The sequence below is a fragment of the Mycobacterium colombiense genome, from assembly GCF_001665835.1.
Classification (GTDB): Bacteria; Actinomycetota; Actinomycetes; order Mycobacteriales; family Mycobacteriaceae; genus Mycobacterium; species Mycobacterium colombiense_A.
Genome location: NZ_LZSX01000074.1, coordinates 26,571 through 43,172 on the forward strand (window position 1 = coordinate 26,571; position 16,602 = coordinate 43,172).

The 16,602-nt window shown below is 67.7% G+C and carries 16 protein-coding genes and 1 pseudogene; 10 read left to right on the forward strand and 7 right to left on the reverse strand.

Going from position 1 to position 16,602, the window contains the following annotated elements:
* Positions 1–6 precede the first annotated feature (6 nt).
* The 4 genes from A5760_RS17175 to A5760_RS17190 all read left to right on the forward strand — a co-directional run bounded on the left by A5760_RS17175 (position 7) and on the right by A5760_RS17190 (position 4,992).
* A complete protein-coding gene (locus tag A5760_RS17175) occupies positions 7–498 on the forward strand; it encodes a YajQ family cyclic di-GMP-binding protein (protein ID WP_064882890.1) in 492 nt (163 codons plus the stop codon).
* Between the two features lie 105 nt (positions 499–603).
* The gene (locus A5760_RS17180) at positions 604–2,115 is read left to right on the forward strand and encodes a flavin-containing monooxygenase (protein ID WP_064882892.1); all 1,512 of its coding nucleotides are present in this window, start codon (positions 604–606) and stop codon (positions 2,113–2,115) included.
* A gap of 59 nt (positions 2,116–2,174) precedes the next feature.
* Entirely contained in the window at positions 2,175–3,200 is a 1,026-nt protein-coding gene (locus A5760_RS17185; RefSeq protein WP_064882894.1) for an NAD(P)H-dependent glycerol-3-phosphate dehydrogenase, read from the forward strand.
* A gap of 241 nt (positions 3,201–3,441) precedes the next feature.
* The gene (locus tag A5760_RS17190; protein ID WP_064882896.1) at positions 3,442–4,992 is read left to right on the forward strand and encodes a SulP family inorganic anion transporter; all 1,551 of its coding nucleotides are present in this window, start codon (positions 3,442–3,444) and stop codon (positions 4,990–4,992) included.
* Between the two features lie 46 nt (positions 4,993–5,038).
* Here the strand turns inward: A5760_RS17190 and A5760_RS17195 are convergent, their stop codons facing one another.
* The 3 genes from A5760_RS17195 to grcC1 form a co-directional block, all read right to left on the reverse strand.
* The gene (locus tag A5760_RS17195; RefSeq protein WP_064882898.1) at positions 5,039–5,281 is read right to left on the reverse strand and encodes a helix-turn-helix transcriptional regulator; all 243 of its coding nucleotides are present in this window, start codon (positions 5,279–5,281) and stop codon (positions 5,039–5,041) included.
* A gap of 41 nt (positions 5,282–5,322) precedes the next feature.
* Positions 5,323–6,186, reverse strand: a complete 864-nt coding sequence (gene htpX / locus A5760_RS17200; RefSeq protein WP_064882900.1) for a zinc metalloprotease HtpX — start codon at positions 6,184–6,186, stop codon at positions 5,323–5,325.
* 104 nt (positions 6,187–6,290) lie between these two features.
* Positions 6,291–7,298: a nonaprenyl/(2E,6E)-farnesyl/geranylgeranyl diphosphat synthase gene (grcC1, locus tag A5760_RS17205; RefSeq protein ID WP_064882902.1), complete on the reverse strand. Its 1,008-nt coding sequence runs from the start codon at positions 7,296–7,298 to the stop codon at positions 6,291–6,293.
* A 22-nt stretch (positions 7,299–7,320) separates the two neighbouring features.
* Between grcC1 and menJ the strand changes: the two genes are divergently transcribed.
* Together menJ and A5760_RS17215 are read left to right on the forward strand one after the other, a co-directional pair.
* A complete protein-coding gene (gene menJ / locus A5760_RS17210) occupies positions 7,321–8,559 on the forward strand; it encodes a menaquinone reductase (RefSeq protein WP_064882904.1) in 1,239 nt (412 codons plus the stop codon).
* A 113-nt stretch (positions 8,560–8,672) separates the two neighbouring features.
* The gene (locus A5760_RS17215; RefSeq protein ID WP_064882906.1) at positions 8,673–9,083 is read left to right on the forward strand and encodes a DUF732 domain-containing protein; all 411 of its coding nucleotides are present in this window, start codon (positions 8,673–8,675) and stop codon (positions 9,081–9,083) included.
* A gap of 7 nt (positions 9,084–9,090) precedes the next feature.
* On the opposite strand, the gene A5760_RS17220 is transcribed toward A5760_RS17215, so the two are convergent.
* Positions 9,091–9,783, reverse strand: coding sequence for a demethylmenaquinone methyltransferase (locus A5760_RS17220; RefSeq protein ID WP_064883064.1), 693 nt, complete (start codon positions 9,781–9,783; stop codon positions 9,091–9,093).
* A gap of 57 nt (positions 9,784–9,840) precedes the next feature.
* Between A5760_RS17220 and A5760_RS17225 the strand changes: the two genes are divergently transcribed.
* The 4 genes and pseudogenes from A5760_RS17225 to A5760_RS26215 all read left to right on the forward strand — a co-directional run.
* On the forward strand, positions 9,841–10,665 hold the full coding sequence (locus A5760_RS17225; protein ID WP_064882908.1) for an SDR family oxidoreductase: 825 nt from the start codon (positions 9,841–9,843) through the stop codon (positions 10,663–10,665).
* Between the two features lie 151 nt (positions 10,666–10,816).
* Positions 10,817–11,017 (forward strand): CsbD family protein, encoded by a 201-nt coding sequence (locus A5760_RS17230; RefSeq protein ID WP_064882911.1) that lies wholly within the window; start codon positions 10,817–10,819, stop codon positions 11,015–11,017.
* A gap of 223 nt (positions 11,018–11,240) precedes the next feature.
* Positions 11,241–12,728 (forward strand): FAD-dependent oxidoreductase, encoded by a 1,488-nt coding sequence (locus A5760_RS17235; RefSeq protein WP_064882912.1) that lies wholly within the window; start codon positions 11,241–11,243, stop codon positions 12,726–12,728.
* A gap of 159 nt (positions 12,729–12,887) precedes the next feature.
* Positions 12,888–13,151: pseudogene (locus tag A5760_RS26215) on the forward strand (cytochrome P450); the annotation flags it as partial.
* 22 nt (positions 13,152–13,173) lie between these two features.
* Here A5760_RS26215 and A5760_RS17245 read toward each other — a convergent pair.
* Genes A5760_RS17245 through menD form a run of 3 tightly spaced genes read right to left on the reverse strand, consistent with a single transcriptional unit; the run spans position 13,174 to position 16,595 of the window.
* A complete protein-coding gene (locus tag A5760_RS17245) occupies positions 13,174–14,328 on the reverse strand; it encodes a glycosyltransferase family 4 protein (protein WP_064882916.1) in 1,155 nt (384 codons plus the stop codon).
* 51 nt (positions 14,329–14,379) lie between these two features.
* The gene (locus A5760_RS17250; RefSeq protein ID WP_064882918.1) at positions 14,380–14,937 is read right to left on the reverse strand and encodes a DUF3592 domain-containing protein; all 558 of its coding nucleotides are present in this window, start codon (positions 14,935–14,937) and stop codon (positions 14,380–14,382) included.
* 11 nt (positions 14,938–14,948) lie between these two features.
* Positions 14,949–16,595, reverse strand: a complete 1,647-nt coding sequence (menD, locus tag A5760_RS17255; protein WP_064882920.1) for a 2-succinyl-5-enolpyruvyl-6-hydroxy-3-cyclohexene-1-carboxylic-acid synthase — start codon at positions 16,593–16,595, stop codon at positions 14,949–14,951.
* Positions 16,596–16,602: the final 7 nt, after the last annotated feature.

The window sequence follows — 16,602 nt, forward strand, 5'->3', positions numbered from 1 at the left end:
GAATGCATGGCGGACTCATCGTTCGACATCGTCAGCAAAGTGGATCGCCAGGAGGTCGACAACGCGCTCAACCAGGCCGCCAAAGAGTTGGCCACCCGGTTCGACTTCCGCGGCACCGACACCACAATCGCCTGGAAGGGCGACGAGGCTATTGAGCTGACGTCGTCCACCGAGGAACGCGTCAAGGCGGCCGTCGACGTCTTCAAGGAGAAGCTGATCCGCCGTGACATCTCGATGAAGGCCTTCGACGCCGGCGAACCGCAGGCCTCCGGCAAGACCTACAAGATCAGCGGCACCCTCAAGCAGGGCATCAGCAGCGAGAACGCCAAGAAGATCACCAAGCTGATCCGCGACGACGGCCCCAAGTCCGTCAAGACCCAGATCCAGGGCGAGGAAATCCGGGTCACCAGCAAAAAGCGTGACGACCTGCAGGCCGTCCAAGCGCTGCTCAAGCAGGCCGACCTGGACGTCGCGCTGCAGTTCGTCAACTACCGCTGACCGGCGCGGTTGGCACGCCGTCGCACTGATTCGTGCGTTATTAGCCCGACCAACCGGTGGGTCTCTAGGCTGGTGACGAGTCCCACAAATTGAGCGAGGTTCACGATGACCGTGGCTCCCCAGGAAGCCGCCGATAGCGGTGCGACCGAGGCCGGATACTCCGACGTGATCATCGTCGGTGCCGGCATCTCCGGCATCGACGCGGCCTATCGGATCACCGAGCGCAACCCGCACATGACGTACACCGTCCTGGAGCGGCGCGCGCAGATCGGTGGGACGTGGGACCTGTTCCGCTATCCCGGCGTGCGCTCCGACAGCAGCATCTTCACGCTGTCCTTCCCGTTCGAGCCGTGGACCCGCAGAGAGGGTGTCGCTGACGGCGTGCACATCCGCGAGTACCTGGCCGCCACCGCGCGCAAGTACGGCATCGACCGGCACATCCGGTTCAACAGCTACGTGCGCTCGGCCGACTGGGACTCCGCCACCGACACCTGGACTGTCACCGTCGAGCAGGATGGCGCACGCAAGCTGTACCGCGGGCGCTTCCTGTTCTTCGGCAGCGGCTACTACAACTACGACGAGGGCTACACCCCCGAGTTCCCCGGCATCGAGCAGTTCGAGGGCACCGTGGTGCACCCGCAGCACTGGCCCGAAGACCTGGACTACACCAACAAGAGGGTCGTGGTGATCGGCAGCGGGGCGACCGCGGTCACACTACTGCCGTCGTTGTCGGACCGTGCCGCGAAAGTCACCATGCTGCAGCGCTCACCGACGTATCTCATCTCGGCGTCCAAGTACGGCGCCGTCGCCGCCATCTCTCGAAAGGTGTTTCCCCGCAAGCCTGCTCATCTCGTCATCCGCATGTACAGCGCGCTGACCGAGGCGGTGTTCTTCGCGTTGTCCCGCAAGGCGCCGGGACTGGTGCGATGGCTGCTGCGGCGCAAGGCGATCAGCAGCCTGCCCGCCGGCTACGACGTCGACACCCACTTCAAGCCGCGCTACAACCCCTGGGACCAGCGGATGTGCCTGATCCCCGACGCCGATCTGTACAACGCCATCACCGCGGGCGGCGCCGAGGTGGTCACCGACCACATCGACAATTTCGACGCGACCGGCATCGCGCTGAAATCCGGTGAGCATCTCGACGCCGACATCATCGTCACCGCCACCGGGCTGCAACTGCAGGCGTTGGGCGGGACCGCGATCAGCCTGGACGGCACCGAGATCAAGACCAGCGACCGCTTCGTCTACAAGGCGCACATGCTCGAAGACGTGCCGAACCTGTTCTGGTGCGTGGGCTACACCAACGCCTCGTGGACGCTGCGCGCCGACATCACCGCCCGTGCCACGGCAAAGCTGATGGAACACATGGCCTCTCACGGCTACACCCACGCCGCCCCGCATCGCGGCAACGAGCCGATGACCGAGAAGCCGTCGTGGGACATCAACGCCGGCTACGTGCTGCGCTCGGCGCACATGCTGCCGAAGTCGGGCACCAAGCGGCCGTGGAACGTGCGGCAGAACTATCTGGCCGATGCCCTCGACTACCGGTTCGACCGGATCGAGGAGGCGATGGTGTTCGGCCGCGTCGATGACCGGGCACCGCTGGCCGGCTAGCCGGTCCGGTGTTCGTGAACTGCTACTAAATCGCAGGTGTCCGCAATACGCTGATCGCCATGGCATCTGAGAAGCGCGAACCCAAAGTCGTTGTGCTCGGTGGCGGTTCCTGGGGCACCACCGTGGCATCGATCTGCGCGCGTCGCGGTCCGACGCTGCAGTGGGTGCGCTCCGAGGCGACCGCCGGTGACATCAACGAGAACCACCGCAACAGCCGGTACCTCGGCAACGACGTCGTGCTGAGCGACACCCTGCGCGCCACCACCGACTTCGCCGAGGCGGCGAACTCCGCCGATGTTGTTGTGATGGGCGTTCCCTCGCACGGCTTTCGGGGTGTGCTGAGCGAGCTGGCCAAGGAGCTGCGGCCGTGGGTGCCGGTGGTGTCGCTGGTCAAGGGGCTCGAGCAGGGCACCAACATGCGGATGTCGCAGATCATCGAGGAGACGCTGCCCGGACACCCCGCGGGCATCCTGGCCGGACCGAACATCGCGCGCGAGGTCGGCGAGGGCTACGCCGCCGCGGCGGTGCTGGCGATGCCGGACCAACATCTGGCGACCCGGCTGTCGGGCCTGTTCCGCACCCGGCGCTTCCGCGTGTACACCACCGACGACGTCATCGGGGTGGAGATGGCCGGGGCGCTGAAGAACGTCTACGCCATCTCGGTCGGGATGGGCTACTCGCTGGGCATCGGGGAGAACACCCGCGCGCTGGTGATCGCCCGCGCGCTGCGCGAGATGACCAAGCTGGGCGTCGCCCTGGGCGGCAATCCGGAGACCTTTCCGGGCCTGGCCGGGCTGGGCGACCTCATCGTCACCTGTACCAGCCAGCGCAGCCGCAATCGACACGTCGGTGAACAACTGGGGGCGGGCAAGCCGATCGACGAGATCATCGCCTCGATGAACCAGGTCGCCGAGGGCGTCAAGGCTGCCAGCGTGATCATGGAGTTTGCCAACGAATTCGGCCTCACCATGCCGATCGCCCGTGAGGTGGACGCCGTGATCAACCACGGCTCGTCCGTCGAGCAGGCCTACCGGGGCCTGATCGCCGAGGTACCCGGCCATGAGGTGCACGGCTCCGGCTTCTGAACTGGTTGTTTAACGCCGGGTAATTCAAATCTTTGCGTTCTCTATGGGCAGGCTCCGTCCGCTTGACCGGACTTTGCCAGCAAAATACCGTCGTTCCAGGCGACTAGTGGTTACCGGGCGCGATCTTGCCGGCCGGCCCGGTGTAACCCTCTGTACGCCAACACGTTACGAAGAGGTAACTAGACGAAACGTGGGGCGGATATCGGACATCCCCGCTAACACCTAACGAGGGACGCGACCGATGCACAACGTTGACCAGGCGGATGGCCGAACCCGTGAAAAGGACCGGCCCGAACCGCGTATCGATCGCCTGCGCGGCGTCATCCGGCACGACCTGCCGTCATCACTGGTGGTCTTCCTGGTCGCGCTCCCCCTGTCGCTGGGGATCGCGATCGCGTCCAACGCCCCGGTGCTCGCCGGCCTGATCGCCGCGATCGTCGGCGGAATCATCGTCGGCGCGTTGGGTGGGTCCCCGCTGCAGGTCAGTGGCCCCGCGGCCGGGCTGACGGTGGTTGTCGCCGGCCTGGTTTCCGACTTCGGTTGGGGCATAACGTGCTTGATCACCGTCGCCGCCGGAGTGGTGCAGGTTCTGCTGGGGCTCAGCCGGGTTGCGCGCGCCGCCCTGGCGATTTCGCCGGTGGTCGTGCACGCGATGCTGGCCGGCATCGGCATCACGATCGCCCTGCAGCAGGCGCACGTGCTGCTCGGCGGAAAATCCAAGAGCACGGCCTGGCACAACCTCATCGGGCTGCCCGGCCAGATCATCGGTGCGCACCGCCCGGGCGTGATCCTGGGGGTGCTGGTGATCGTCATCCTGGTGGGGTGGCGATGGGTTCCTGCCAAGGTGCGCCGCGTTCCCGGTCCCCTGGTCGCCATCGTGGTGGTGACGGTGATCTCGGTGGTCTTCCCGTTCCACGTGCGCCGGATCAACCTCGAGGGATCACCGCTGGATGCGCTGCGGTTGCCCGATCTTCCCCACGGCAACTGGGGCGCGTTCGCGATCGGGGTGATCACGGTGGCGCTCATCGCCAGCGTCGAGAGCCTGCTGTCGGCGGTGTCGGTCGACCGGATGCACAACGGGCCACGCACCGATTTCAACCGCGAGCTGGTGGGGCAGGGCGCCGCCAATATCGTGTCGGGCACCGTCGGCGGGCTCCCGATCACCGGCGTCATCGTCCGCAGCTCGACAAATGTCAACGCGGGGGCCAAATCCCGCGCCTCGGCGATCATGCACGGTGTCTGGATCCTGTTGTTCACCATCCCGTTCGCCGGGCTGGTCGAGGAGATCCCGACCGCCGCCCTCGCCGGTCTGCTCATCGTAATCGGAGTTCAGCTGCTGAAGCCGGCCCACATCGAAACCGCGATGAAGAACGGCGATCTCGCGGTGTACGTCGTGACGGCCGTCAGCGTCATCTTCCTCAACCTGCTGCACGGCGTCATGATCGGGCTCGCGCTGGCCATCACGCTGACCGGCTGGCGGGTGCTCCGGGCCAAGATCGAAGCCGCGCAGGTGGACGATGAATGGCGGGTGAGCATCCACGGCGCGGCATGCACCTTCCTGGCGCTGCCGAGGCTGACGCGGATGCTGGCATCGGTACCGCAGGGCGCGACGGCGACGGTGGTCATTGCGGTCCACTACCTCGATCACGCTGCGCACCAGGCGATTACCGACTGGCAGCAACAGCACGAGGCGACGGGCGGGACGGTTCACATCCAGGGTGTGATCAAGACGGGTCATCGCGAGGCGGACGAACCGCTGGTCGACGCGCAAAGGCCCGATGCCGCAGCGTAATTGGCGGTTGGCTCGTCCGTGAGCGGGCACGGTCTCCCTGCAACGGTCAGTCGACGTCGATGCGAATATGCAACCGCTTGCCGCATACCTGCGCCAGCCGTTCCAGCACGTCGACGCGGGGCACCTCGGTCCCGTCCTCCCACGCGGCGACGGCTTCGCGGGTGGCGCCCAGCGCCTCGGCCAATTGGGCCTGATTCATGCCGGCGCCGGCACGCGTTTCGAAGATCAAGTCGGGCAGATCCAGCGCCAGCCCGGCTTCGTGGATATCCATCGAGTGGGGTTCAGTCATCGCCAATCACATCCAATTTCGATGGTACTGGCGAACTCGGGCTAGCGCCCCGCCATTTCCTCCAGCCGGCGGATGCGGTCCTCGATCGGCGGGTGCGTCGAAAACAGCGACCCGATCCGCTCGCCCGCCCGGAACGGGTTGGCGATCATCAGGTGCGCCTGGCTGGCCAGCTGGGGCTCCGGGGGCAGCGGGGCCGCCTGGACCCCACCGGAAATCTTGCGCAGGGCCGACGCCAGCGCCAGCGGGTCGCCGGTCAGCACCGCGCCCGATTCATCCGCCTGGTATTCGCGTGATCGCGACACCGCCAACCGCACCACGGTCGCGGCGATCGGACCGAGCAACGAAACCAGCAGCAGCGCAAAGGGATTCTCGCCATCGCGGTCGTTACCGCCGAACATGCCGGCGAACATGGCCATGTTGGCCAGCGCGGTGATCACCGACGCCAGCGCGCCGGCGATGCACGAGATCAGGATGTCGCGGTTGTAGACGTGCGAAAGCTCGTGGCCCAGCACGGCGCGCAGCTCGCGCTCGGTGAGGATGTCCAAAATGCCGGTGGTGCAGCAGACCGCCGCGTTGCGGGGGTTGCGCCCGGTCGCGAACGCGTTGGGTGCGTTGGTGTCGCTGATGTACAGCCGGGGCATCGGCTGGTGCGCGGCGGTGGCCAGCTCACGCACGATCCGGTACATCGCCGGCGCCTGCACCTCCGAGACCGGCTGCGCGCGCATCGCCCGCAGCGCCAGCTTGTCGCTGTTGAAGTACGTGTAGACGTTCATGCCGATGGCGAACAGCACCGCAAGGAACATCGCGGTCCTGCCGAATAGCGAACCGACGAACACGATCAACGCGGACATGCCAACCAGCAACGCGAACGTCTTGAACGTGTTGTGATGCGGATGCCAGGTCATCGGCGTCCTCCTTGGAACACTCGGGTGCGCGCGTTATTGCCGATTACAGCTCATTGAACGCGCGAGACGGGCCCGTTGGTTCCGCAGGGCGGTTGGCGGCGGCGCTAGCCGTGCCGGCTGATGGTGTAGTCGACCAGCGTCTGCAGGGCGTGGCGGCCGGGGACGTCCGGCAACAGGGCCAGCTCCTGGTGGGCCTGCGCCGCGTATTCCTGCAGCGAGTGCTTGGCCTTGGCCATGCCCGGCGACGCCCGCAACAGCGCCAGCGCCTCGGCCACCGCCTCGTCGTCGTCGATGGGCCCGACCAGCAGTTCACGCAGCCGCGCCGCCTCGGGGCCGGCTTCGCGCAGCGCGTAGACCATGGGCAAGGTGTGCACGCCTTCGCGCACGTCGGTGCCGGGCAGCTTGCCGGACTCGCGGGAGTCGCTGTCGATGTCGATGATGTCGTCGGAGATCTGGAACGCGGTGCCCACGATGCCGCCGAGCCGGCTCAGCCGCTCCACCTGATCGGCGTCGGCACCCGAGAACATGGCACCGAACCGGCCCGCGGCGGCGATCAGGCACCCGGTCTTCTCGTACACCACTTTCAGGTAGTGCTCGATCGGGTCGGATCCCTCGACGAACCCGCGCGTCTCGCGCATCTGCCCCGTCACCAGCTGGGCGAACGTCTCGGCGATCAGCCGCACCGCCTCTGGGCCCAGCCGGGAGACCAACCGGGAGGCCGTGGCAAACAGGTAGTCGCCGGCCAGGATCGCGACGTTGTTGCCCCAGCGCACGTTGGCGGTGGGGGTGCCGCGACGAACCTCGGCCTCGTCCATCACGTCGTCGTGGTACAGCGTGGCCAGGTGCACCAGCTCGATGACGGCGCCGGCGATGGTCACGTCCACGCTGTCCGGGTTGGGCCCGATCTGCGCCGACAGCACCGTGAACAGCGGCCGAAACCGCTTGCCGCCGGCCTTGAACAGGTGCGTCAGCGACTCGGTCATGATGTCGTCGGCGCTGCGAAATTCCGCGTCCATCAGCTGCTCGATGCGGCCGACACCGTCCCGCACGCTCGCCGCGAAGGCGGGGTCACCGAAGTCAACGCCCGCCACCACCGTCGCCGGAGTACTCACGGGACCAAACATACTGGTGTGCATGAAGACGGGAGCGACCCGAGCCCAAGTGGTGGTCGTGGGCGCAGGACCCGCCGGTTCGGCGGCGGCGGCCTGGGCCGCTCGCGCGGGCAACGACGTACTGGTCATCGATTCGGCGAGCTTCCCCCGCGACAAGGCCTGCGGCGACGGGCTGACCCCGCGCGCGGTCGCCGAGCTGGAACGGCTGGGGCTGCGCGACTGGCTGGACGCCCGCATCCGGCACCGGGGACTGCGGATGAGCGGGTTCGGCGGCGAGGTGGAGGTCGATTGGCCCGGCCCGTCGTTCCCGTCGACCGGCAGCGCGGTGGCCCGCTTCGAGCTGGACGACCGGATCCGCAAGGTCGCCGAGGATTCCGGGGCGCGGATGCTGCTCGGGACCAAAGCCGTTGCGGCACAACATGATTCATCGGGCCGGGTGACGTCGGTGTCGCTGGCCGACGGCACCGAGGTGAGCTGCGGCCACTTGATCGTGGCCGACGGCGCGCGTTCGTCGCTGGGCCGCAAGCTGGGCCGGCGCTGGCACCAGGAGACGGTCTACGGCGTCGCCGCGCGCGGGTATCTGACCACCGCGCGCGCCGACGACCCCTGGCTGACGTCGCATCTGGAACTGCGTGGACCCGACGGCTCCAAGGACAAAGTGCTGCCCGGCTACGGCTGGATCTTCCCGCTCGGCAACGGCGAAGTGAACATCGGCGTCGGCGCGTTGTCGACGTCGAAACGGCCCGCCGACCTGGCGCTGCGGCCGCTGATCGACTACTACACCGACCTGCGCCGCGACGAGTGGGGCTTCACCGGCCACCCGCGCGCGGTGGCGTCGGCGCTGCTGCCGATGGGCGGCGCGGTGTCGGGGGTGGCCGGCGCCAACTGGATGCTGATCGGCGACGCCGCGGCCTGTGTGAACCCACTCAACGGCGAAGGCATCGACTACGGGCTCGAGACCGGACGGCTGGCCGCGGCGCTGCTGGACTGCCCCGACCTGTCGCAGGTGTGGCCGTCGCTGCTGCAGCAGCACTACGGTCGCGGCTTCTCGGTGGCGCGCCGGCTGGCGCTGCTGCTGACGTTCCAGCGGTTTCTGCCGTCGACCGGACCGATCGCGATGCGCTCGACGACGCTGATGACCATCGCCGTGCGGGTGATGGCCAATCTGGTCACCGACGACGACGCGGACTGGGTGGCGCGCGCCTGGCGCGGCGGCGGCCGGCTGTCCCGGCTGCTCGACCGTCGCACGCCGTTCAGCTGAGCCAGCGCCCCCATCGCCGCAGGTCGACGGGGTTCCGCGGCTCACGGCGGGGCCGTCGATCAGCGATGGGCTTTCGTCCGCACACCCACAGCGAGGCGTGTATAGTCCAGCTAATGAAGGGAACGAGCCTGGCTACTATCGGAGCCGCCGCTGCAATCGCTCTGGCCGCGCTGGCCATGCCGGCGCAGCTCTCCGTGCCGGCGCAGGCGGATCCGCCGCCGACGGCGCCGTACCCCACCCCGCGCACGCCGTCGCCCCCCAGCGACTACGACGCACCGTTCAAGAACACCGTCAACGGCTTCGGCATCTACCAGCCGCAGGACCAGTTGGCGTGGCTGGGCAAGATCACGTGCGAACGCATCGGCAGAGGCGTGGACGGCGACGCGTACAAGTCGGCCACTTTCATCCAGCGCAACCTGCCGCGCGGCACCACTCAGGGCCAGGCGTTCGAGTTCCTCGGGGCCGCCGTCGATCACTACTGCCCCGACCAGGTCGGCTTCGTGCAAGCCGCCGGCAACCACTAGAACTTTTTCAGCGCAACGGCTTGTGCCCCGCGTGTAGGGCGACGATGCCACCGGTCAGATTGCGCCAGCGCACCCCGGTCCAGCCGGCCTGGGTGATCTGCTGCGCCAACACCGCCTGATCGGGCCACGCCCTGATCGATTCCGCGAGGTACACGTACGCCTCGGGATTGCTGGACACCGCCCGCGCCACCCGCGGCAGCGCCCGCATTAAGTATTCCTTGTAGACGGTGGCGAACAGCGGATTGCTGGGCGTGGAGAACTCGCACACCACCAACCGGCCGCCGGGGCGCGTGACGCGGGCCATCTCGCGCAGCCCGGCCCGGGTGTCGACGACGTTGCGCAGCCCGAAACTGATTGTCACGGCATCGAATACGTCGTCGCCGAACGGCAGCCGGGTGGCATCGCCGGCGACCTTCGGGACGTCGCGCGCAGCGCCCGCCGCCAGCATGCCGACCGAGAAGTCGGCGGCCACGCACCACGCCCCGGACTTCTCCAGCTCCACGGTGGACACCGCGGTGCCCGCGGCGAGGTCCAGCACCTTCTGACCGGGCCCGATGGCCAGTGCCGACCGGGTTGCCTTGCGCCAGTACCGGTCCTGGCCCAGCGACAGCACGGTGTTGGTCAGGTCGTACCGGCGGGCGACGCCGTCGAACATCGACGCGACATCCCGGGGATCCTTGTCCAACTCCGCACGACTCACCACAGAGACGCTACCCGCTGCGGGAATGAGGCGGCACGGACGGCGTTGTAGGAGGGCGTGACTGAAAAAGTTTGGTTTATCACCGGTACATCGCGAGGTTTCGGACGGGCGTGGACGATCGCGGCCCTGGAGCGCGGCGACAAGGTCGCCGCCACGGCGCGCAACACCGCATCGCTGGACGACCTGGCGCAGAAGTACGGCGACGCGCTGTTGCCGATTCGGCTCGACGTCACCGACCGGGCGGCCGACTTCGCGGCGGTCCACCAGGCGCACGACCACTTCGGGCGGCTCGACATCGTGGTGAACAACGCCGGATACGGGCAGTTCGGTTTCGTCGAGGAACTCTCCGAGCAAGACGCACGCGACCAGATCGAGACCAATGTCTTTGGGGCGCTGTGGATCACGCAGGCAGCGCTGCCCTATCTGCGCGAGCAGGGCAGCGGCCACATCATCCAGGTGTCCTCGATCGGGGGCATCACCGCCTTCCCGTTGGTCGGCATGTATCACGCGTCGAAGTGGGCGCTGGAGGGCTTCTCACAGGCGCTGGCGCAGGAGGTCGCGCCGTTCGGTGTGCACGTCACGCTGATCGAGCCGGGCGGTTTCGACACCGACTGGGCCGGCGATTCCGCCAAGCACGCCGATCCGATTCCGGCCTACGACGACGTCCGCGCCACCGTCCAGGCCGAGCGCAGCCGCCGGTGGGCCAGCCCGGGTGACCCGTCGGCGTCCGCTGCCGCGCTGCTGAAGGTGGTCGACGCCGAAAAGCCGCCGCTGCGAGTCTTTTTCGGCGCCTCCCCGCTGGAAACCGCGAAGGCCGATTACGAGAGCCGGCTGCGCAACTGGGAGGAATGGCAGCCCGTCGCGGAGCTGGCGCAGGGGTGATCGGCCCGCGGTCGTCCAGTTCGAGGCCGTTCGCCCGTGCGGGCCACCGATTCGTAGGTCTGGTCGCCGAGGACGTCGCGGACGCGCGTGGCTCGGCAGGAAAAAGGGTAAGCGCTGTAGTACCACTTGGAACGGAATCGAAGGACACGCTATGAGCGGCGCGGATAAGGCCCGAAACAAGGTGCGGCAGATCACGGGCAAGCTCAAGGCGGCAACCGGCCGCGCCACCAACGACCCGGCGTTGGAAGCTGAGGGCAGGGCAGACCAGCGGGCGGGCCATTTGAGAGATGCCGGTGAAAAGGTCAAAGACGCATTCCGTCCCCGCCGGCCCCGCCGGCGCCGACAGGTCTAGCCGACGAACCCCTCGCGGGATGTCAATTCATCCCGCCATGCATCACGGCAGCGCGCGAAAAGATTGTTCGCGCCGCTCCACACTTTGGCCAGCAACCGCTCGAAGCCAGAAGGCCCCGCAAACCGCCGCGGGTGCTAACCGCCATTGATGAAGTAGTCGATTACTCATCCCAGGCAGCACGGTGTGGACGCACAATTGTGGCTCTGCGAGGAAAGGCGGCCCGATGTCCGCAGTCCAGTGCCCGCGCGTGGAAACCTGCGATGTTTGCATCGTCGGAGCCGGCATCGCCGGGCTGAACGCCCTGTTCGCCGCCAGCCGATACCTGTCGCCCGATCAGAAGGTGATCCTGATCGATCGTCGGGCACGCCTCGGCGGCATGTGGGTCGATGTGTACTCGTATGTGCGCCTGCACCAACCGCACCCCATGTTCACCGCGGGCAACATCGAGTGGACTCTCGGCGAGGACCGCAGCTACCTCGCTACCAAGGACGAGGTGCTTGACCATTTTCGGCACTGCGTCGACGTGATACGGCAGCGCGTCCAGGTCGACGAGTATTTCGGTTGGAACTTCGAGTCGGAAGAAGAAGCGAACGGAATCGTGCGGGTCACCGCTGGTGCTGCCGACGGCCGGTGGCTCGTCATCGAGACCAAGCGATTGATCAAAGCCTATGGCCTGGGCGTCACGCCCAACGAACCGCTCGATATCTCCAGCACGCGCGTCCATTCGGTGTCGCCCGACTACTGTGACGTCCGGGAAGGCGACATCAGGGAAAGCGATGCGCCGGTGTGGATCATCGGCGGCGGAAAGACCGCCATGGACACCGCACACACACTGATCACCACCTACCCCGGTCGCGAGGTGAACCTCGTCGCCGGCCGCGGCACCTTCTTCTCCAACCGCGACACCCTCTTGCCGAGCGGCACCCGGCGATGGTGGACGGGCACACCGCCCAGCAGCGTCGCCACGCAGCTGAGTCTCCGGTACGACGGCACGAACGAATCACAAGTACAAGATTGGTACCGCACCACCCATGGCACGTTCCTGACCCCACAGGCGGACAACTTCGTGTTGGGAGTGTTGTCCGAGGCCGAGAACCGCACCATCTCCGCCGGGTTGAACGATCTCGTCATGGACTATTTCGAGGATGCAGTCGACCGCAATGGCACGACCGAGTTGGTGTTCCGGAGCGGGTCGACGAAGACGATCCAACCGGGCAGCTGGGTCGTCAACTGCACGGGTTACGTCAAATTCCCCGCCGAATACCTGTACGAGCCGTACGTTTCGCCCAGTGGCGCAGTCGTTTCCATCAACGTGCGGTCGGCGATACTGCACCTGCCTGCGTTCATGGGCTATTTCCTGGGGCATCTGATGTTCTTGGACAAGCTCGGTGAGATCCCGCTCTACGAAATCGATTGGCAGGCATTGCGGCTGAAGGCACCGATGGCATTTCCGTACGTACTCTTCGCGCTCGTCCAGCACAACCTCAGCCTGATCTACGACAACGTGCCCAGTCGCGTGTTCAACCAGAATGGCCTCGATTTCGACAAGTGGTACCCACTACCGCGCCGCCTGCCGGGCCTGGCACGGTTCGTGCTCACGCACCGCCGGGAACGCGAGCGCCAGCGCCGTGTTCTCGACACAGTCCGGGAACGATTCCAAATCCGTTGCGGCCCATTGGGCGCGCAGCTCATTCCCGGCGCCAAAACGTAGTCGCCACTCATGCGGATGAAAAATCGGGAATTGGCCGGGCCAATCGAGTGGATGCCATCGACATTGATCAACGGCATTCACTCGATGCGGGTCCAGTTCACGCCCGGGCGTCCCGCAGCGCTCGGGCGTGAACCGGATCGTGCGAAAAAGCATGCACTCGCCGCCAACCGCGATCCCGCCGTCTATGACGACCCCGACCGACTCGACATAAGCCGCGTCGGAGCACCTGCGATGCAGACGTTCGGCGCCGGCATGCACTATTGCCTGGGTGCCAACCTGGCCCGACTCGAGCTCGCCGAAGCCTTGGCGATCATGACACGGCGCATGCCCAACGCCCATCGCACCGGCCCCGCCCCATGGAAGCCCCTCACCGGGCTGAGCGGACCGACCACGCTGCCAATCGAATTCGACGCCGTACCGTGAACAGGAACGTCACGCCCCTAGCTCATTCCCCCAACGCGTGGCGGGTGGACAGCAGTTGGCGCCGCACGAACGGCGACAGCACGGCCTCGTAGTGGCCGAGGAGTTCGTCGCAGATGACCGGCCAGCTCCGGCCGACCACGCTGCGCCGGGCGGCCAGCGCGTAGCGCGAACGTTCGGCGATCAGGTGTGCGACCGCGTCGGGCAACCGGGACTCGAACTCGTTGACGGCCAACAGCAGACCGGTTCGCCACGGGGTGACGAGGTCACGTGGGCCGCCGGCGTCGGGGGCGATCACCGGCAACCCCGACGCCAGCGCTTCTTGCACGACCTGACAAAACGTCTCGTGCTCACCGGGATGCACGAACACGTCCATGCTGGCGTACGCCGCGGCGAGTTCGTCGCCGTATAGCGCACCCGTGAAAACCGCTGTCGGCATTGCCGATTGCAGCTTGTCGCGGTCGACACCGTCGCCCACGATGACGAGCTGCACCGCTCCGCCGGCAGCCAGCCCGATGAGTCGCTCGACATGTTTCTCGGGCGCGAGCCGGCCCACGAACCCGACGATCGGCTTGCCCTGCGGCGACCACCGTGCGCGCAGCGCCTCGTTGCGCGCGGACGGCGCGAACCGCAGCACGTCGACGCCGCGCGCCCACCGGTGCACCCGCGGAAAGCGGTGCGCGACAAGCGATTCCATCGTCACACTGGATGGCGCCAGGGTACGGTCGGCGAGACCGTGCAGATGGCGAAACCAGGCCCAGGCGGCCCGCGCCGTGATCGGAATGCCGTAGCTCGCCGCAAAGCCCGGGACGTCGGTCTGATACACCGCGACCGTCGGCACCCCCAGCCACCGCGCCGCCCGCACCCCGCCGTAGCCCAGCAGCGCCGGTGAAGCGAGATGCACCACGTGCGGATCGAATCCGCGCAACACCTTCACCAGCCGGGGCGTCGGCACGCCGAGCGGCAGGGTGGTCACCTTGGGGAACATCCGCGACGGCACCCGGTGAACGCGGATCCCGTCGTAGATGCGATCGGCCCGGGGCTGGCCGGGCGGCGTGTCGGGGGCGATGACGAGGGCTTCGTGGCCCGTCCGGCGCAGATGCTCGAGCACCCGGATCACCGAGTTGCTGACACCGTTGACTTCGGGGAGGAACGATTCCGCGACGATGGCAACGCGCACATCACTACGGTGTCAGCGTCGGCTGTCGACAAGGTTGCCTGTGTGTATACGTCACGCGAAATTTGCAGGTCCGACACTTTTTGCGGCCGGGTCGGCCGGTGCGTCGCCGGGCGCGTCGCGACGGTCCAGCCACTTGTCCAGCAGCGCCAGCGCGACCAGGATCGCCGCCGCGGTCAGCCAGCCCACCACCGCGATGGATCCCGCCGGGATGATCGCCAGCCCGGCGTTGCGATGCTGCACGCGCACCAGGTTCGGGTCGTTCTTGTTGTACTCGACGTAGATGCGCATCCCGGTGGCCAGATGGGACGGATAGAGCACGCCGAGCTCGGGGCGATAGGTGACCCGCTCGGGGGTGACGAATTCGATGGTGGAGCGGCGCGGCCCGGCGCTGAGCACCTCGGCCTGCGCTACGCCCATGTTGTGGGTGATCGCGATGTCGTCTCGCCAGGCGCCGGCCACCAGCAGCATGGACTGCAGCGTGACCAGGCCGGTCACGATCAGCACGGCAATCCGGGCCCACCGCAACACAATCCGAGCCCGCGTTTTCGGCGGTTCGTCACTACGCCCATGAATCAGGATGCGCAGCAGAACTTTTGGAGATACCGCCATCTAGGTGCGCCTCACAGCGCGGCCTTGATGGCGGCGTGCAGCTGCCGCAGCGACGACCGGTCGGCCTTGACCTCCAGCACCCGCATCCCGGACCCGGATTCGTCGAGGGCCGTGGGCAATTCGCCGACCTCGATCTGGCGGCTCTCAACGTGGTAGGCGCGGCACAGCGCGCCCACGTCGACGTCGTGCGGGGTGCCGAACACCCGTGACGACACGTCGGAGAACCGCGGGTCGCCCTGCTCGAGCAGTTCGAAGATGCCGCCGCCATTGTCGTTGGAGACCACGATGGTCAGCCGGCGCGGCGTGGGCTCGGTGGGGCCGATCAGCAACCCTGAACTGTCGTGCACGAACGTCAGGTCCCCGATCAGCGCGACGGTGCGCGCCGGGCCGTCCGGGCCGCCGTCGCGTTCGTGTGCCAGCGCCGCCCCGATGGCCGTGGAGACCGTCCCGTCGATCCCGGCGACACCGCGGTTGGACCGCACCCGGATGCCGCCGGTTTTCAGGCCGACCAGCGCCGCGTCGCGGACCGGGTTGGAGGCCCCGAGCACCAGCTGATCGCCGGGCACCAGCGCGTCGGCCACGGCCGCCGCGACGTGCAGGCCGGTGGTCAGCGGGTGCGCCGCGAGCTGGCTACGGACGGCGGCCATCGCATGCCGGTTGGTCTCCGCGCAGCGCTGCAGCCACGCCGGGTTGGGCGCGCCGGAGGTGATCGCCCGCGTCCCGGTGGCCTGCGAATTGCCCGAGACGTCCGGCCAGCGCGGCCCGGTGGTCAGCGCGAACACCGGCACCTGTGAATCGGCCAGCAGCGCCGACACCGGCCGGTGCAGGGTGGGGCGGCCGAGCATGATCACCTGCTTGGGCCGCAGCAGCGGCAGCGCCAGCGGGTGCAGCGGGTTCGCCGGAGCGGGCGCCGTCGGCTCGGCGACGGTCGGCAGCTGCGCCAGGTTGGGCTGCACACCCGCGCCGTGCCCGGCGATGACGACCGTGTCGGGTGCCAGGTCGATCTCCAGCGGCTGGTCGAAGCTGACCGGCGGCGTGTAGGTCCACGGCCGCCCGCCCGGGCGGCCCGGCGGCGTCGGCGCTTGAGGTTCGGGATCCGGTACCAAGGGCTCGCGCAGCGGGATGTCGAACTGCACGGGGCCGGCGTTGGCGGTGCGGGATCCGGTGGCGGCCACCAGCACCCGGCAGGTGGCCGATCGCCAGGTGGCGTTGAGGGCATCCAGCCGCTCGGGGGCGTCCTCGGCCAGGCCGAGGCTGATGGTGGCCCGCACCTGGGTGCCGAAGTAGCCCAGCTGCTCCATGGTCTGGTTGGCTCCGGTGCCCAGCAGCTCGTAGGGCCGGTTGGCCGAGAGCACGATCAGCGGCACCCGGGCGTAGTTGGCCTCGATCACCGCCGGGCCGAGGTTGGCGACGGCGGTGCCGGACGTCATGGCGACACAGACCGGCGCGCCGGCGGCGATGGCCAGGCCGATGGCCAGGTAGCCGGCGGTGCGCTCGTCGATGCGGACGTGCAGGCGGATGCGGCCGGAGCGGTCGGCGTCCTGCAACGCGAAGGCCAGCGGGGCGTTCCGTGAACCGGGGCAAAGCACCACGTCGCGGACGCCGCCGCGAATCAGCTCGTCAACGACGACGCGAGCCTGTGTCGTCGAGGGGTTCACTCCTACA

Coding starts and splice junctions, on each gene's coding strand:
- A5760_RS17195 (WP_064882898.1), bottom strand. CDS start 5,281: ATGACTGAACCCCACTCGATGGATATCCACGAAGCCGGGCTGGCGCTG.
- A5760_RS17175 (WP_064882890.1), top strand. CDS start 7: ATGGCGGACTCATCGTTCGACATCGTCAGCAAAGTGGATCGCCAGGAG.
- htpX (WP_064882900.1), bottom strand. CDS start 6,186: ATGACCTGGCATCCGCATCACAACACGTTCAAGACGTTCGCGTTGCTG.
- A5760_RS17185 (WP_064882894.1), top strand. CDS start 2,175: ATGGCATCTGAGAAGCGCGAACCCAAAGTCGTTGTGCTCGGTGGCGGT.
- A5760_RS17230 (WP_064882911.1), top strand. CDS start 10,817: ATGAGCGGCGCGGATAAGGCCCGAAACAAGGTGCGGCAGATCACGGGC.
- A5760_RS17190 (WP_064882896.1), top strand. CDS start 3,442: ATGCACAACGTTGACCAGGCGGATGGCCGAACCCGTGAAAAGGACCGG.
- A5760_RS17215 (WP_064882906.1), top strand. CDS start 8,673: ATGAAGGGAACGAGCCTGGCTACTATCGGAGCCGCCGCTGCAATCGCT.
- A5760_RS17235 (WP_064882912.1), top strand. CDS start 11,241: ATGTCCGCAGTCCAGTGCCCGCGCGTGGAAACCTGCGATGTTTGCATC.
- A5760_RS17180 (WP_064882892.1), top strand. CDS start 604: ATGACCGTGGCTCCCCAGGAAGCCGCCGATAGCGGTGCGACCGAGGCC.
- menJ (WP_064882904.1), top strand. CDS start 7,321: ATGAAGACGGGAGCGACCCGAGCCCAAGTGGTGGTCGTGGGCGCAGGA.
- A5760_RS17250 (WP_064882918.1), bottom strand. CDS start 14,937: ATGGCGGTATCTCCAAAAGTTCTGCTGCGCATCCTGATTCATGGGCGT.